At 48.7% G+C, this 17,580-nt stretch carries 9 protein-coding genes; 8 read left to right on the top strand and 1 reads right to left on the bottom strand.

The window, feature by feature from the left end; translation table 11 throughout:
- The first annotated feature begins 518 nt into the window (after window positions 1-518).
- The 8 genes from GWR21_RS08765 to GWR21_RS08730 all read left to right on the top strand — a co-directional run bounded on the left by GWR21_RS08765 (window position 519) and on the right by GWR21_RS08730 (window position 16,153).
- The gene (locus GWR21_RS08765) at window positions 519-3,644 is read left to right on the top strand and encodes a SusC/RagA family TonB-linked outer membrane protein (protein ID WP_162331372.1); all 3,126 of its coding nucleotides are present in this window, start codon (window positions 519-521) and stop codon (window positions 3,642-3,644) included.
- Window positions 3,645-3,664: 20 nt separating this feature from the next.
- Complete coding sequence (locus GWR21_RS08760; RefSeq protein ID WP_162331371.1) at window positions 3,665-5,227, top strand: RagB/SusD family nutrient uptake outer membrane protein; 1,563 nt, start codon at window positions 3,665-3,667, stop codon at window positions 5,225-5,227.
- A gap of 62 nt (window positions 5,228-5,289) precedes the next feature.
- Entirely contained in the window at window positions 5,290-7,305 is a 2,016-nt protein-coding gene (locus tag GWR21_RS08755) for an alpha-galactosidase (RefSeq protein WP_162331370.1), read from the top strand.
- Between the two features lie 9 nt (window positions 7,306-7,314).
- On the top strand, window positions 7,315-9,495 hold the full coding sequence (locus GWR21_RS08750; RefSeq protein ID WP_162331369.1) for an alpha-galactosidase: 2,181 nt from the start codon (window positions 7,315-7,317) through the stop codon (window positions 9,493-9,495).
- Window positions 9,496-9,531: 36 nt separating this feature from the next.
- On the top strand, window positions 9,532-10,551 hold the full coding sequence (locus GWR21_RS08745) for a GntR family transcriptional regulator (protein WP_162331368.1): 1,020 nt from the start codon (window positions 9,532-9,534) through the stop codon (window positions 10,549-10,551).
- Between the two features lie 6 nt (window positions 10,552-10,557).
- Window positions 10,558-12,159, top strand: a complete 1,602-nt coding sequence (locus GWR21_RS08740) for a solute:sodium symporter family transporter (protein WP_162331367.1) — start codon at window positions 10,558-10,560, stop codon at window positions 12,157-12,159.
- 52 nt (window positions 12,160-12,211) lie between these two features.
- Window positions 12,212-13,837, top strand: coding sequence for an alpha-amylase family protein (locus tag GWR21_RS08735; RefSeq protein ID WP_162331366.1), 1,626 nt, complete (start codon window positions 12,212-12,214; stop codon window positions 13,835-13,837).
- Window positions 13,838-14,149: 312 nt separating this feature from the next.
- A complete protein-coding gene (locus GWR21_RS08730) occupies window positions 14,150-16,153 on the top strand; it encodes a GxGYxYP domain-containing protein (RefSeq protein WP_162331365.1) in 2,004 nt (667 codons plus the stop codon).
- Window positions 16,154-16,325: 172 nt separating this feature from the next.
- Here the strand turns inward: GWR21_RS08730 and GWR21_RS08725 are convergent, their stop codons facing one another.
- Complete coding sequence (locus GWR21_RS08725) at window positions 16,326-17,531, bottom strand: DUF1624 domain-containing protein (RefSeq protein ID WP_162331364.1); 1,206 nt, start codon at window positions 17,529-17,531, stop codon at window positions 16,326-16,328.
- Window positions 17,532-17,580: the final 49 nt, after the last annotated feature.

The following is a 17,580-nucleotide window of genomic DNA, read 5'->3' as shown; positions in this document are numbered from 1 at the left end:
CGTTACGACATCGTTACCAAAAGGGCATCTCAAGGTCACCTAAAGGGCACTTCAATATCCCCCGGATATTGAAGTGCCCTTTAGGTAACGTATAAGTGCCTGGAAAGTAAGCCGATCAGAACCCGTTTTGCCCAATATTGGTACCTATTTTAGGCTGTATATCAGTAGATTATGATCGTTGACCCACATGGCCCAGGCAGTTCCCAACCATTGTTACGATAGGCAGAAAGGATGTCCCCATACAGATACCATTCAAAAAAATAAACTTTGAAATATCTAAACTAACCCTATATTTGTTAGGTAGACCAGACTAGAACAAACCAAGTATCAGACCAGGGGTGGGACTGATAATCAGCTGTTTAATGCTGAGTGGGAATGTTATGCAGAAAAAGAAAACTGAAATCGAAATGCAAAGTTCACGTTCACAAAATGTAGCGTTCACGTTTCATGAGAATGCCAATTAGCGATTATACCTGTCATTAAAAAGAATCTTTACTAAACACTTTATGCTTCACGTTATGCATGCAAGAAATGCTTCGAAGAGGCTGTGGATGCTATTGTCTTTCATAGCCATGCTGACCGGCGCGATGCCCGTTTTTGCCCAGAGCGGCAAACTTACCGGTACTGTTACTGACATCAAAGGGGAGCCGCTTCCCGGCGTATCGGTCAAACTTTTAGGGACTAAAAGCGGGACTGTTACTGACATTAAAGGTGCCTTCACACTGAATACAGATGCTACCAATGGTACAATTGAATGTAGCTTTTTAGGATTTGAAACACAGACAGTGCCCTTTAATGGCACTGCTGCCATCAGTGTTAAGATGCCACAGGCTACTGCCAACGTAGATGAGGTGGTGGTGGTGGGTGCCCGTATGAAGAAATCGGACCTGACCGGTGCGGTTGTTAACGTAGATTCGAAGAAATTACTCGAACGTCCTGCTACCAACATCAATCAGGCCCTCCAGGGGCAGGCTGCTGGTGTTTTTGTGAGCGCACCAACCCGTCCAAGTGATGATGCTACCATCAGGGTGCGTGGTATCAATACCATCAATGCAGGGGCTTCTCCTATCTACGTGGTAGATGGTGTGATCATGGAGAATAACCAGGGTGGTTTCAACGCGGTAAACGTAAATGACGTAGCGTCTTTACAGGTACTGAAAGACGCTTCTGCCACTGCACTGTATGGGTCCCGGGGTGCTAACGGTGTGATCGTGATCACTACCAAGAAAGGCCAGCGCAGAGGTGGAGACGGCCTTGTTACCTATGATAGCTGGGCAGGTGTATCCGACTTTACCAGGATACCTAAGACCATGAATGCGGAGCAACTGTTCGCACTGCGTACCGATGCCTATGCCAATGGTTACCTGAAAGACAATCCGAATGCGAACCGCCAGGATTACATTGACAACACCCTGATGAAAACGAACATCGCTTTCTCTAATCAGGAGTTTGATACCTACAACAGCCGCAAGAGCTATAACTGGCTGGATCAGATTGCCAGCAAGGGCTTCCAGCAGAATCATGCGGTTGGTTTCTCTGGTGGTTCTGATCGTGGTACATTCTATCTCAGCCTCGGTTATGCCGGTACGAAAGGTGTGATAGAAACTACCAAACAGAATAAATATACCGGTCGTTTCAATGCGGAATACAATGTGAAAAAATGGTTGAAAGTAGGTACCAACACCGGCTTCACCCGTACCATCGATAACATGCCATCTGATGACGTGTATAACAAGGCTCTGAATGCGAATCCGCTGTTGAACTATGATCCATACCGCGATCCTGCTACCCGGTATACCTACGACTACCTGACTATCTACTACCGTTCTCACGGTGAGCAGAATAATAATGACTATAACCCGTTCAACTCATTGTACGTACAACGTGACCGTTCCCGTAACCGTATCACCAGTGCGAACTACATTGATATTACGCCGGTTAAAGGTCTGGATATCCGCTCCAGCTACTCCATGGATTATGGTACACAGGACTGGTTTGAATTTACGCCACATAATATCCAGGAAGCGATCCGTCAGTATAACGGTGATGCGCGTGCGAAACATGAAAGATGGAGCGATACTTACTGGCAGTGGGATAATACCATCACTTATAATACTACCATCGCCAATGATCACCGCATCTCTGCACTCGTAGGAACCAGTGCCAGCAGACGCCAGTCTAACTACACCAAAGCGCAGGGTGACCGCTTCGCGAGTGATGACCTTGGGTACAATGACATAGGCGGTGCGGCCGCCATTGAGAAATCCGTACTGGGTTCTGATTTCTATGCATACACGTTGCTTTCTTACCTGGGTCGCGTTACCTACAGCTACAAAGATAAATATCACCTGACTGCCACTGCCCGTTACGATGGTTCTTCCCGCTTTGCTGCCGGCAACCGCTGGGGGGTATTCCCTTCTGTATCTGGTGCCTGGGATGTGATCAAGGAAGATTTTATGAAAGACCAGTCGCTGTTCAGTAATCTGAAGCTGCGTGTAGGGTATGGTGTGGTAGGTAACCAGGATATCAACAACTACGTGTTCCAGACACTGTATGGCTCCAAAATTGACAACGGCAATGCCCTGATCGCTAATGATGGTCTTCGTGGCAATCCGGATATCACCTGGGAAAAACAGAAACAGAGCAACCTGGGTGTTGACATGAGTTTCTTTAAATCAAGACTGAACATCACTGCCGACCTCTTTAACATCAATAACGATAACCTGTTACTGAAACGTTCCCTGGCCAGCACTACAGGCTACAACCAACAGTGGGAAAATATCGGTAGTGTGAACAATAAGGGTATTGAGTTCTCTGTAAATGGTGATGTGATCCGCAGTAAAGATTTCAACTGGAACATCGGTGGCAACATCTCTTTTGACAGGAACAAGGTAACAAAACTGTATGGGGATGCTACTGTGATCTATAACCTGTACGAAAACGCTATTCAGCGCGATAACAACATATTCCTCGGCAGATCCCTGCATACGATCTATACACTGGAATCGGGTGGTATTGCACAGGAAAGCAACAGGAAAGACTGGGAAGGCATCAACTACAACGGTAAGACCGTTAATCCGGGCGACCTGTTCGCTAAAGACATCTCCGGTCCGAATGGCGTACCTGATAAGGTGGTAGATCAATACGACAGAACTGTCGTAGCAAAAATGGACCCTAAGTTCTACGGTGGTTTCTCTACTAACCTGTCTTATAAGGCATTCGCCGTGAACGCGAACTTCACTTACTCTTATGGTGCTAAAAAGATCAGCAGCTACTATGAAACGCTGATCAACAGCGTAGGAGAGAGCATGGCTTCTGTTGACCTGCTGAACCGCTGGACGCCGCAGAACACCAATACCAATATTCCGCGTGTGATCGCTAATACCAGTTACAACCGTTACAATCCTTCCGACCTTGACTATGCGATACAGAACGCTTCATTCCTGCGTCTGTCTGCACTGACACTGTCTTACAACCTGCCGGAGAAAATGCTGGGCCAGTGGAAACTGAACAACCTGCGTGTGTATGCAACTGGTTCTAACCTGTTCTGTATTACCAAGTACAAGGGTATGGATCCGGAAACAGGCGACTACGGTTATCCTCCGGTAAAAATGTATGTATTTGGTCTGAATGTAGGTTTTTAAACTTCAATTGTTAGATTATTATGAAACGCACTATAAAACTCAGCTTCGTAGCGGGATTAGCGATGTTCTCTGCCTCCTGCAGTAACTTCCTGGATGAGCGGAGCACCACAAAGCTGGATGAGAGCCAGGTATATTCTGATGTAAATCTGGTGGAAACAAGTCTCAAAGGTATTTATGCCAACTGGAAGGCAGTCCGCACAGATGAACAGGGACTGATCATGATGATGGGTACCGATGAGATCCAGCAGGGCGCTTTTCAGATGAAAAGTGATGCGCAGAAGGGGGGGCTGGACCGTTATGATGGTAACCTGAACTCAAACCTGAACCATATTGCTAATCAGTGGAACATCCGCTGGCCGATGGTCAATGAAAGCGCAAAGATCATTAAAGGGCTGGGTACAGGCGATGTAACCCCAGGTTCGCGTGAAGCAAAGCTGCTCGGCGAAGCTTCTTTCGTACGTGGTTTTCTCGATTTTCAGCTCGCGATGTACTGGGGAGAGATTCCTATCCGCGACCTGAGCCGTGAAGGGGAACTCGGCTTCCGCCGTCAGCCGCTGAAAGACGTATGGACATTTATTATTGCTGATCTGCAACGCGCTGCGGATAACTGTCCGAAGACCAATGACGCCGGTCGTGCGACCGCTGGTGCTGCATGGGCCATGCTGGGCAAGGCCTATATGTCAGCTCCTGTTTCTACCGGCCTGCGTGATTTCGCAAAAGCAGCTGCCTGCTTCGAGAAAATGATGGCTGATTATTCCCTGGTACCTTACAAAGACCTGTGGGATTATACCAAGCCTAATACAACAGAAGCCATCCTGGAATTCCAGTTCAGTCCTGTATACCCGAATAACAATAAAATACAGTTCCAGATAGGTTCCCGCGCTGTACAGGCTTTCTTTGGAGACGGTTGTTTCTACTCCGGTTATGATAAGGTAGTACCTACACAGTATGCCTATTCATCCGTCGACAGTGGTGGCATCTGGGAGCCGGGAGACCAGCGCAGGTTCGAAAGTATCCGGTACGATTTCACTTATTACGGTGAAACACCTACCTTGGATCCTATCAGATGGGAAGATCTTGGTAATGATTTTGATGAACTGCTGCCACACGTGAAGAAGTATGAAGATTTCCGTACTGACAAACACGCTGATAACAAGATCAATAATATGTGGAACTCCGGTAAGAATATCCCTGTATTGCGCCTGGCAGATGTAAAGCTGTCTTATGCAGAGTGTCTGAATGAACTGGGTCGTACACCTGAAGCGATCAATATAGTCAATGAGGTGCGTACGCGTGCCTGGGGTGGTGTGCTGCCGGATGAGAGAAAATGGAAGACCCTGTCGCAGGATGCGTTCCGTACTGCTATCATGGACGAGCGTATGCGCGAACTGTTTGCAGAAGACTGGCGTCGTATAGACCTGATCCGTACCGGTAAGTTTGTCGAATACGTAAAAGCACGTAACAAATGGACAAAACTGTCAGGTACCATTAAGGACTTCAATACCATATTCCCGATTCCGGATACAGAAATGAAACTCAACGGTGACATCACACCGGCTGATCAGAATCCAGGCTACAATTAATTTTTTATCTATAAAAGAAGCAGGCCGCTGCGCATAGCAACCGGCCTGCTTTTATCATTATTATGAAAAAGTTATTACAGGTCTCTCCGCGTTTGCTACTAGCGGTGTTCATGCTTCTACTGTCTGGTGTTATACATGCAGCTACACCGGTAGAATGGAAAATTATTTACGACAAAACCAGTAAGACCGTTCGCCTGCAAAATGCTGCCGGCAATGTAGATCTTCAGCTGTTCGCTTCCTACAAGTGGAACGGAAAGCTGATCACTACAAAGGACTACGCCAGCAATGCGCTGGCGGTAAGGCAGATGCGCAACGTATCGGGTACGGGCGCACTGGTGCAGGTGACCTATACTGATGAGCAATTGCCCACACTCGTGCAATCTTTCTATCAGTATACAGGTAAGGATTATTTGCTGACTGATTTTACTGTGGTGGCCCGCTCAGGGAATGTTGCGTCTAACTACATGGCGCCGGTGAACCTGACCGATCTGACCCCGGCACTGGGCGCCGGTGAAAAACGTGCGTTGTTCATTCCTTTTGATAATGATAAATGGATCCGTTTTCAGTCTCACCCGCTGAACTTCTCATCGCTGACCAGCTATGAAGTAACCGCAGTATTCGATGGTACTACCCGTCGTGGATTAGTGGTCGGTTCAGTAGAGCATGACTTCTGGAAGTCGGCTGTTACGATGAATAAAGCCGATAATAGCAATGCCTATACACTCACCTGCTACGGTGGTGTGGCGGATGAAACGACCCGTGATCTGTTGCCCCATGGTGCACAGGAAGGACAAACGATCCGCTCTCCAAAGGTACTGGTGGGCGTGTTTGCAGACTGGCGTGATGGTATGGATGCGTATGGCGCTGCCAATGCGAAGATCGCACCCCGCAGGCCCTGGAAGAAGCCTATGCCGATAGGCTGGAACAGCTGGGGTGTATTGCAGTTCAATCTTAACTATCAGAAAGCACTGGAAGTATCTGACTTCTTCCATGACAATTTACAGCCTGATCATTTCGCCAATAAAGACGGTGCGGTAGTGATCGGACTGGACTCAGGATGGGATAGCTTCACGGAAGAGCAGCTGAAGGATTTTGTCAAACATTGTAAAGCCAATGGTCAGATAGCTGGTATTTACTGGACGCCTTTTACGGACTGGGGTAAACGTCCGGATGCTAATATCAAAGAAGCGCCGGAATATGCATTCAAAGATGTATACTTGTATGCCAATGGACAACCACAGGATATAGACGGTGCATATGCGATTGACCCGACCCATCCCGCGATAGAAGCCAGGATGAAAAAAGTATCCGAGCTCTTTCACCGCTGTGGTTTCGAGTATGTGAAGGTGGATTTTATGGCGCATGGCGCGATCAATGCCGACAAGTGGTACAAACCGGAAGTGAGATCAGGGATAGCCGCTTATAACTATGGTATGCAACTGCTGGATAAATATTTCGGCGATATGTATATTAACCTGTCTATCGCGCCTATCTTCCCTGCGCAGTATGCACAGTCCCGCCGTATTGCCTGTGATGCATGGAATAAAATTAAGGATACAGAATATACATTGAACGCAGTATCTTACGGCTGGTGGATCAATCATATCTATCAGTTCAATGATGCCGACCACGTTGTGCTGCAGCAGGCATCAGAAGGAGAGAACCGTGCCCGCGTTACCTCGGCTGTTATTACAGGACTGTTCATCACTGGTGATGATTTCAGTAAGGGTGGCAGTGAGGAAGGAAAAAGAAAAGCAAAACAGTTTTTAACCAATGCAGAAGTAAATGCCGCCGCTATGGGCCGCAGCTTCCGTCCGGTAGAAGGTACTGGTGAAAGATCAGAAGACCAGTTCGTGCTGACCGATGCCAAAGGTAATACCTGGTATGCCATTTTCAACTATACCGAAGATCCACGCAGTATACAGCTGCCATTAGAAAGACTGGGCCTTGATCCTGCAAAACAGTACCGTGTACGTGACCTCTGGTCGCACACCGATGTGAATGCAGGGCAGACCTTTCATATTCCGGCTAAAGACGTTCTTTTTTTGAAAATCAACAGCCGCCGGGCTGGTAAATAAATTGTATCCATGAGCAAGAAGCTATTGTCCATTTTGTTTTTCCTGGCTGTTATAACCCTGGCAGCCAAGTCGGAAACAATCCACATCGCCACAAGAGAAACGGAACTCGTATTGCAGACAGCACAAAACGGTCGTCTGTATCAACTCTATCTCGGGCCCCGTCTCGCTGTGCCGGATGACTACAGTCTCCTGACAGCTAAAATGAAGTCCCGCAGTGACGGACAGGCCTGGGAAGCCTATCCGGTGTCGGGCACTGAGACCTATTTCGAACCGGCATTCGGCATCCGTCATAATGATGGTAACCAGGCCACTGTGTTACAGTATGTATCACATACCGCAAAAAAGGTATCCGATGATGTGACAGAAACAACCATCATCCTGAAAGATGTGTTATACCCGGTACAGGTAAAACTGTATTACCGCACTTTCGCCAAAGACAACATTATCGAGTCCTGGACAGAGATCAGTCACACCGAAAAGAAACCGGTGAACATCAGCCAGTACGCTTCTTCCATGTTATACTGGAAACGCAATCAGTACTTCCTGACTGAATTCAGCGGCGACTGGGCGAAAGAGGTCAATATGAGCACGGTGCCACTGAGCTTCGGCAAGAAGGTAGTGGATACCAAGCTGGGCGCCCGTGCGAACATGCATGTATCTCCTTTCTTCACAGTGGGCCTCGGTGGGGCACCGCGTGAGAACGAGGGAGAAGTGCTGATGGGTACCCTGGCATGGACAGGTAATTTCCGTTTTACATTCGAAGTAGATAATGAAAATAACCTGCGGGTAGTATCAGGTATCAATCCATATGCATCCGATTATACACTCGACCCGGGTAAAGTATTCAAGACACCGTCTTTCATCTTTACATTAAGTGGACAGGGCACAGGTAAAGGTAGCCGCGACCTGCACAGATGGGCGCGTAATTATCAGTTGAAAGATGGTAAGGGCGATCGTCTGACCCTGCTGAACAACTGGGAAGCGACCGGTTTTGATTTCAATGAGCAGAAGCTCCATGACCTCTTTACAGAAGCGAAAGACCTGGGAGTAGATATGTTCCTGCTCGATGACGGATGGTTTGCTAACAAATATCCCCGTCACAGTGATACACAGGGACTGGGTGACTGGCAGCCTACCACTGCCAAACTGCCGAATGGTGTGCCAGCCCTGGTAAAAGGTGCGAAGGATGCAGGCGTGAAGTTCGGTATCTGGATAGAGCCGGAAATGGTCAGTCAGAAGAGCGAGCTGTTTGAGAAACATCCTGACTGGGTGATCCTGCTGCCTAACCGGGAGCGTTATTATTTCCGTAATCAGTTGGTACTGGACCTGAGCAATCCGGCGGTACAGGAGCATGTTTTCGGTGTGATAGATCACCTGATGACAGAAAACCCACAGCTGGCTTATCTGAAATGGGATTGTAACAGTCCGATCACCAATATATATTCTCCGTATCTGAAAGATCGCCAGAATAACCTGTATGTAGATTATGTGCGTGGTTTGTACAAGGTACTGGACCGTATTAAGGAAAAGTATCCCAATCTGCCGATGATGCTTTGCTCCGGCGGTGGCGGACGTACCGACTATGAAGGTCTGCGTTATTTCACCGAGTTCTGGCCAAGTGATAACACCGACCCGGTACAGCGCCTGTTCATCCAGTGGGGCTATTCTCAGTTCTTCCCGTCCAAGGCGATCGCAGCACACGTGACCAGCTGGAACCATGATGCGAATATTAAGTTCCGCGTTGATGTGGCCATGCAGGGTAAACTGGGTTTTGATATCAATGTAAAGGGCATGCGTCCGGAAGAGCAGGCATTCTGTAAGTCGGCAGTGGCCAACTACGAGCGCCTGAAGGATGTTAACTATAATGGCGACCAGTACCGTTTGGTATCACCATATGATGGTAACCACACTGCCATGATGTATGTAAGTGAATCCAGGAAACAGGCCATCGTATATGCCTATGACGTATTCCCGTTGTTCTCGGAGAACCTGGTGGCAGTAAAATGCCAGGGACTGGATCCTGCTGCTAAATACCGGGTGAAGGAAATCAACCTGATGCCGGGTGCACAACCGGATGAGGCATTCAATGGAAAAGTATATTCCGGAGATTACCTGATGAAAATAGGGCTGGATTTGTTTACTTCTACTAAATTGCATAGCCGTATACTGGAACTGGAAGCTGCAGAGTAACCTCCTTTGTCGGATTAACACAAATATGATGCAGGAATGAAGACAATTTTGGAAAAGATACAGGAGCTGGACGAGATCCCTTCTTACTCCAAGCATGAGCGGTTTGTGGAGGGTATTGTGAATGCGATCAATGAGAAGATCATCTCTGTAGGTGATCCGCTGCCTTCTGTGAATGCCATGATCTCCGGACTGGGCTATGCCCGGGAGACGGTGATCAAGGGCTATCGTGAACTACAGAACCGCGGTCTTATTGAGTCCAAGAACAGGCTAGGCTATTTTGTTTCAGATGATAATACGCGGCAGTCGCTAAAGATAGCGCTGCTGATGTATACCATAGACACCTTCCAGGAACAGTTTTATCGCAGCTTCAGAAATGAACTGGGTCCGGATGTACACCTGGACGTATTCTTCCATCATGGTAACATAGAAGTATTTGAGACCGTCTTCTCAATGGTGAAGAACAGGCATTACGGTATGTATGTGATCTCTCCGATCCATCATCCCCGTACCCGGGAGCTCCTGAATACCATCCCTCGTCAGAAACTGCTGATGTTTGACCGGTATGAGCCGCTGGAGGGAGACTTTCACTATGTGGTGCAGGAGTTTGAGAAGTCCTCTTATGCTGTCTTTGAGCAGCTGGCCGACGTGATCGCGAAATATGACCGGATGGTCTTCTTCCATAATCCGGATTCCCTGTTTCCGCCTGAAATTGTCAGGTCATTTGAGCATTTTACAAAAGAATACAATATCAAAGGAGAGGTGCAGCGGGAGTATGAACCCGGTTCAGTACAGAAAGGAGTTGTATATTACGTGAACGAGAATGCGGAGCTCTGGAACCTGTTGAGAGACTGCAACGCAAAGAATATACAGCCGGGCAGGGATATCGGCATCCTTTCCCACAACGACGAGCCGGTGAAAGAGCTGGTCGGTAATGGTATTACTACGTATTCCGTTAGCTTCAGTGAGATGGGTAAACGGGCGGCCCGGGCGGTCGTAAGCCGGGAGCCGTTGCAGGAGGTGCTGCCTACAAAGCTGATCAGACGTAATTCCCTTTGATGATATATGAATGTCGGTGCGTTATTGAGTTTTCTGCTGGTGACCCTCCTGGTTGCACTGATCTCCTGGTATAAAACCAGGAGGGAGAACCTGCAGACAGCATCCGGCCTTTTCTTCGCTAACCGTAACCTGGGATTCCTGGTGGTCGGTGGCGCTCTTTTCTTTACCAATATCAGTGCGGTACAGTTTATCGGAGAGAATGAACTGGTGTATACTAATAACATGAGTGTGATGGCATGGGGGATGTCTTCCATCCTTGCCATGCTGCTGGTCTCTGAGTTTATCATGCCAGTCTATCTGCGCAGCGGGATCTCCACTACACCCGATTTCCTGGAGGAGCGGTACGACACCGGTACCAAACGTTTTGTATCTGTTATTTTCCTTGTCAGTTATATTGTGAACATGCTACCCTCTGTATTGTACAGTGGGGCGATTTCATTTAATGGCCTGTTTCGCGTATCTGACGCCCTGCACCTGGACTACTGGGCTACGATCTGGATACTGGTATGGCTCATTGGGCTCATCGGATGCCTGTACACCGTACTGGGTGGATTAAAAGCAGTGGCTATTTCGGATACCGTGCTGGGAATAGGCATGTTTGCCGGAGGGATCTTACTGCCATATGCCGCCCTGAAGTACCTGGGACATGGTTCCGCCGGTACCGGGATGGATATGCTGCTGGCTGCCCGGAGAGATCATTTCAATGCGATTGGCGGTCCGCATGATGCCGTGCCTTTTCCGACCATCTTTACCGGGATGTTCCTGGTGAACCTTTACTACTGGGGCACAGAACAGTATATCGTACAGCAGGCCCTGGCTTCGCGGAGTCTGGCAGAAAGTCAGAAGGGAATTGCAGTGGCGTGTGTGGGAAAGATCATTTCTCCGTTGCTGCTCAATATACCCGGGTTGATCGCAGTACTGCTTTATCCGTCAATGACCAATACAGCGGAAGTTTTTCCTAAAATAGTGAGTGATGTATCCTCGCCGGTACTGACAGGTTTTATAGCTGCCATTACCTTTGGCGCCGCCCTGACCACCTTTAATGCGGGGCTGAACAGTACCAGTACGCTCTTTGTACTCAATCTCTACAAACCATTCAAGGCATGGCGGCAGGAAGAGATCAGTGAGCGGCAGCTGGTAAGGGTCAGCAGGCGTTTCGAACTGCTGGTTTGTTTGCTGGCAATGACCATCGCCCCTTTTATCGTTTTTGCCCAACAGGGACTGTATACCTATATTCAGATGGTTAGCGGCCTTTTTAGCGTCCCGATTTTCACGATCCTTATCATGGGCCTCCTGCACAAGCGAATGCCCGCTATTGCGGCTAAAATTGGCCTTACGTTCTTTATTGTTACCTACTCAGTATCCCAGTTACTTGTGGATACTGGTCTGCACTTCCTGCATGTACTGGCTGTACTGTTTGTCCTGACAGTTATCCTGATGATAATAGTAGCTGCATTTTATCCCCGGAAGGAACCTTTCGTACAGCAATGGAACAATGTGGTGGACCTGCAACCCTGGAAACGCCGGCATGTATATACGGCGCTGCTGCTACTGGGAATGGTAGCATTGTTTGTGATTTTCTCTCCCTGGGGCCTGGCCCGTCCGTAGTGCCGGCGCTTCAGGCATTGCTTTTGTTCTCTTGTAGCCCAAACCCTGAATAATGATGGAAGATCTCTGGTATAAAAACTCCGTTATCTATAGCCTCGACCTGGAAACATTTATGGATGGCAATAACGACGGCATCGGCGATTTCGCAGGATTGTGCGACCGCCTGGACTATCTGCACGCGATGGGCATTGACACGGTATGGCTGGCCCCGTTCCAGCCTACTCCCAATAAGGACAACGGGTATGATATCCAGGACTATTACGGTGTTGACCCCCGGCATGGTTCCAGTGGCGATTTTGTGGATTTTATGCACAGAGCGAACCAACTGGGTATTAAGGTGATCATCGACCTTGTAGTAAATCATACTTCTGACCTTCATCCCTGGTTTAAGGAAGCCCGCTCTTCAAAAGATAGTCCCAAACGGGACTGGTATGTATGGTCGGACAAAAAGCCGTCCGACTGGAATGAGGGCATGGTATTCCCCGGTGTGCAGCGTGCTACCTGGACACTGGATAAGCAAAGCCGTACCTATTACTTTCACCGGTTCCATGAGTTCGAGCCGGATCTCAATACAGACAATCCACAGGTGAGGGAAGAGATCTTCCGCATCATGGGCTACTGGCTGCAGATGGGCGTAGCTGGTTTTCGGGTAGATGCAGTACCGTTTGTACTCGAGTCACCTGCACCCGGAAAGAAGAAGAGTAAAATGAACTACGATTATCTGAAAGAAATGCGTCGCTTCCTGCAATGGCGAAAAGGAGATGCGGTATTACTCGGAGAAGCCAATGTATTACCCAGGGAAACGATGAATTATTTCGGAGAACAGAATGACGGCATCCACCTGATGTTTAACTTCTTTGTCAATCAGTACTTGTTCTATGCACTCGCGACCACCGATACGAAACCACTGATAAAAGCGCTCGAACAAACAAGGCTGCAATCCGCCGTACCACAATGGGCACACTTTCTTCGCAACCATGATGAGCTGGACCTCGGCAGACTAACTGAAGCGCAAAGAAATGAAGTGTTCAGCCGTTTTGCACCCGATGAGAATATGCAGTTATATTTCCGGGGGATCCGCCGGAGACTGGGCCCTATGCTGGGCAGCCGCCAGCAGAATGAACTGGCATACAGTCTGATGTTCTCTTTGCCAGGCACACCGGTACTGAGATATGGTGATGAACTGGGAATGGGGGACAACCTCGCACTGGATGACAGGAATAGTGTCAGGACGCCTATGCAGTGGTCCGGCGATTACCAGGCCGGCTTCTCGAAGGCGGACAAACTGATCCACCCGGTTATCGATGATGGCTATTACTCCTATACACATATTAATGTGGAAGCCCAGCGAAGGGACCCGGGCTCGATGCTTAACTGGATGACAGCCATGATCAGACTGAGAAGGGAATGCCCGGAGATAGGCAAGGGGACGTGGGCAATAGAGGATACCGGCTTTGATCATATACTGGGGATGCGCTACGAGTGGAATGGCCGCCGTTTATTCATCTGGCATAACTTCAGCGACAATCCACAGGAATTGGTGTTTTCAGCGAAGAAGGCCGGTACCCGCCGGCTGATCGATCTGCTCAGTAATATTGAGAGTATAGAAGATGATAAAGGCAGGCATACCATTACACTGGAAGCATATGGCTACCGCTGGTTCCGGGCAGGCAGCTGACTGTATCACCTCAGTTTCGTCCGGCACCCGGCTTTGATCACATGCTCAATCGCTGCCGGAAATATGGGATCTATAACGGAAAACCCTGTATAGGAGTGGCTTTGGGCCTGAAATCGCATTGGTATCTGCATCCCGTTCGCAGTCCTTATAATTATCTTTGTTCGTTAGCGTTTTTTTGTATTTTCAGCCTGATAATCTGATTCAAAATAACCAAACGCACTATCCGGTGAAAAGTATCCTGCTTCCACGTGCACTATACTTTACTGCGTTTTCAGTGTCCATTTAATTTATTCACTCTTAAAGGGTTAACCTATGAGCAAACCATTTTATCCGGCTGTTCGCCTGGCAACAGCGCTCTTTATTGTATTGCACCTGTTCGTACTGCCGGTACAGGCCCAGTTATCATGGCCTTCCGGACAGTTATTACCATCGTTTCCTGCTACAGCCCAGACCCAGGACCTGTTTATCTTACGCGAGAGTTCCACCCGCTGGGAAGGAGAGGGCGCGTCACTCGGCCACAAGACCGGCAGACTCGAAACAGACGGCTGGCTTTGTCAGACGGGTATCGACAAGGCCGATGAGCACATGATCTACGGCCCTTATGATATGAGTATTCCTGCCGGCCCCAATGTCGCTGAGTTCAGGATGAAAGTAGACAACAACACCGCTAATGATGATCCTGTGGTAGATATCGACGTCAGGAATGCGACTACCGGTCAGATCCTGGCTTCCAGGGCAGTTACCCGCAGGCAGTTCCCCATTGCCGGTGATTACACCAGCATCACACTGCCCTTCACCATGCCGGCTAATAACCAGTCCATAGAGCTGCGCGTTTACTGGCGTGGCACTTCCTATACGAAGGTAGACTGGGTGGCAGTGCAGCAAAACGGTTCTTCTGCTGAAATGTACCTGTTTGCCTCTCTCAAAGGCATCGTGAACCGGGTACAGCCCCGCCTCTTTTCCTATGAAGGAGATGCGTTTGCAGAAGGACAGTATACCTGGCTGCAATCCCTCGGATTGAACTGGACCGAAACCAGTAATAAATGGGACCTGATCACCAAATACCGCAATGAGATCTCGGGTCTGATCGTATATGATCCTTCCCAGATACACACCGTGAACCTGGCCACTGTACTGGCCAAAAACAGGAATGCCCTGATCGTATCGCCGGTGTTGCTGTCCCGGCTGACCAGCGCTCCTTACAACCTGCCTATCCTGGTTGATCTGCGTGGGCAGTTCACCAGCAAACTACAGGTCTACCAGACCATGTATAACACCTACTGGCCTAACGTGGATAAACGCGTTCTGATAGGTTTAAATCCTGATGCACATAAGGCAGCACTCAGAGAGTATGCTGTTGCGATCGGTGCTGCTACCATCTGGCTGGACCCTGATGTGGCCGGAGAAAGTGAGCTGCTGAACAGCTTCCTGAGTTCCATGCCGGCTGGTGCCAACTATATGGGCTGGTGGCCGGAAGAGGCGCCAGGTGTACAAAGAGCTTCACAGTATGGTATTGCGACGATAGCCAGTGACTGGTCTACCAATCTGACCGTACACAGTGGTATGTCAAGAACGGTTATACCTAAGCCCATCCCTGCAAAACCGACCCTGCAGAACAAACTGTATGTGGCGTTCATATTGAGTGATGGCGACAACCTTCAGTATGTAGAACACCTGATGCGCAAGCTGTGGAATAACCCGGACCGTGGTGCTGTGCCGATAGGATGGACGGTATCGCCCGCTATGCTGGACGCCATGCCGGGGGCATTGAACTATTACTGGCAAAGTGCCACTAATAATGATAACCTGATCTCTGGTCCTTCTGGATATGGATATACCTATCCGAATAACTGGCCGGACCAGACGCGCCTGAACCAGTTTGTTGCCAAAACAGAGGATTATAATAAGCGGGCCGGATTCCGCGTAGTGACCATCTGGAACACCATTACAGGAGGTATTAATCAGCATGTAGGACAGACCTTCGCCTCCTTTGCGCCTTCTACTTTAGGATTGACCGCGCAGAACACAGGTGGCGGGTTGACCATCTACAATAACAGTATGCCCGGAATGGCATTGTCCTGTAACTATTGTACCAGTGAACAGGCCATGAAAGACCATATTGCTTCAGCTGCCGCAGGATGGAATGGCGCTTCTCCGCGTTTCATCATTATTCAGGCACAGCCATGGACAAATGTTACGCCTACAAGCTTCAAAAACGTAGCTAATTCCCTCAATGCCAATCATGTGGTGGTAAGGCCGGATCATCTGTTCCAGTTGCTCCGTGAGGCGAATGGATTGCCAGTGGATCCACAGTAAAAGTATGACGGACGACTATCATAAAAAAGCATGTAGTTCCTCATTGGGACTACATGCTTTTTTTATACGGGTGCTGGTATGTACTGCTGGCTTGTGTTATTGCCGCGTGTGGGAGTTTTTGCTTCTACCGTGTTGGATACATCCAGCACACCACCGGTTTTGCGGCTGTTTTCTAAAAATAACTCAGCCATTTTTTATGCGCCTGATTCGCCTGCTTGTATTTACTGAACCACAGACTAAGCGGATATAACAAAGCGATCACCAGTACCCATACGCCGTACACCACCGGTAGGGAAAATCCGTATCCTTTCAGTTGGTCATTGGCCGTGACCCAGGTAGTAAGGTCTACCATGCTGGCAGCACCGTGTCCTGAAAGTGCCGCAGCCAGTACACCCAGACCGTGTATCAGGGGGATGTGCAGCAGGTAGAAGAACATCGGCACCCGGCCAAATACGGTCAGTGCAGCCGTTAACTTATTGAGTGGTCGCTCGGCATACGCGAGGAACAGCAGGGATGGGCCTGTGGTCATCAGTATGAATAGCAATGACGGCGGATACTTGGTCGTATTCACGAAAGAGAACAGCGTTAGTAGCCAGTTGTCCTGCACAGACCACGGTGAACGATCTCCGTAGATATTCATCCAGCGTAATACGATAAACAACAGTATGCTGCCCAGTCCCAGGTTACGCAGCCATTGCTTTCTTTTTTCAGGTGTCACTGCTGGTGTGTAGAGACTACCCACACAATAACCGAAGGTAATGATGCCCAGCCATGGCAGCACCGGATATCCGATGATCGGATGGAAGGGACCGAACTGAAAGCCAGCAAAGTTAGGGTCATGTAAGGCTGACCAAATGAAAGCAGGAATGCTGTCACCAGGTACATGTACATTATCAAGCATATTATGTGCAGCGATCAGTAATACGCCCAGTGGTAGTAACACCTTTCGTGGTAATTGTACCAGCAGGGAAAGCAGTATCATGGCGATACCAAAAGCCCAGATCACCTGGAGTATAAATACCGGGTAATGCGGATTGAACGTCCATGCCAGTGTGACGAAGAACAGTTCAACAAACACCAGCCAGAGCCCTCTTGTGAAGAGAAAATAGGATAATGCTTTCTTGCCGTTCTTCGCGCCATACATACAGGCAGAGATCCCGGCCAGCAGCATAAAGGTTGGTGCGCAGTAATGCGTGATCCATCTTGTCAGGAAAATAGGTCCGGTAGTGTGTTGCAGATCCGTAGGATCATACACGTAGGAGTAGGCATGAAAGTAGTCACGTACATGATCCAGCGACATGATGATCATGATAATGCCCCGTAATAAGTCAATAGATTCGATACGGCGGCTTTTGATGGCCGCAACACAGGTGTCCATGAAGAAATTGGTTTAGGTGAATGGCGTATCGTAAAATTAGATAAATCTT

The sequence above is a fragment of the Chitinophaga agri genome, assembly GCF_010093065.1.
GTDB classification, from domain to species: domain Bacteria; phylum Bacteroidota; class Bacteroidia; order Chitinophagales; family Chitinophagaceae; genus Chitinophaga; species Chitinophaga agri.
The sequence above is the reverse complement of the archived record's forward strand: the minus strand, read 5'-3'. Positions and strand labels throughout refer to the sequence as shown.

Bases quoted from the DNA above. Each gene is read 5' to 3' on its own strand.
- GWR21_RS08765 (WP_162331372.1), top strand. From the start codon at position 519: ATGCATGCAAGAAATGCTTCGAAGAGGCTGTGGATGCTATTGTCTTTC.
- GWR21_RS08760 (WP_162331371.1), top strand. From the start codon at position 3,665: ATGAAACGCACTATAAAACTCAGCTTCGTAGCGGGATTAGCGATGTTC.
- GWR21_RS08755 (WP_162331370.1), top strand. From the start codon at position 5,290: ATGAAAAAGTTATTACAGGTCTCTCCGCGTTTGCTACTAGCGGTGTTC.
- GWR21_RS08750 (WP_162331369.1), top strand. From the start codon at position 7,315: ATGAGCAAGAAGCTATTGTCCATTTTGTTTTTCCTGGCTGTTATAACC.
- GWR21_RS08745 (WP_162331368.1), top strand. From the start codon at position 9,532: ATGAAGACAATTTTGGAAAAGATACAGGAGCTGGACGAGATCCCTTCT.
- GWR21_RS08740 (WP_162331367.1), top strand. From the start codon at position 10,558: ATGAATGTCGGTGCGTTATTGAGTTTTCTGCTGGTGACCCTCCTGGTT.
- GWR21_RS08735 (WP_162331366.1), top strand. From the start codon at position 12,212: ATGATGGAAGATCTCTGGTATAAAAACTCCGTTATCTATAGCCTCGAC.
- GWR21_RS08730 (WP_162331365.1), top strand. From the start codon at position 14,150: ATGAGCAAACCATTTTATCCGGCTGTTCGCCTGGCAACAGCGCTCTTT.
- GWR21_RS08725 (WP_162331364.1), bottom strand. From the start codon at position 17,531: ATGGACACCTGTGTTGCGGCCATCAAAAGCCGCCGTATCGAATCTATT.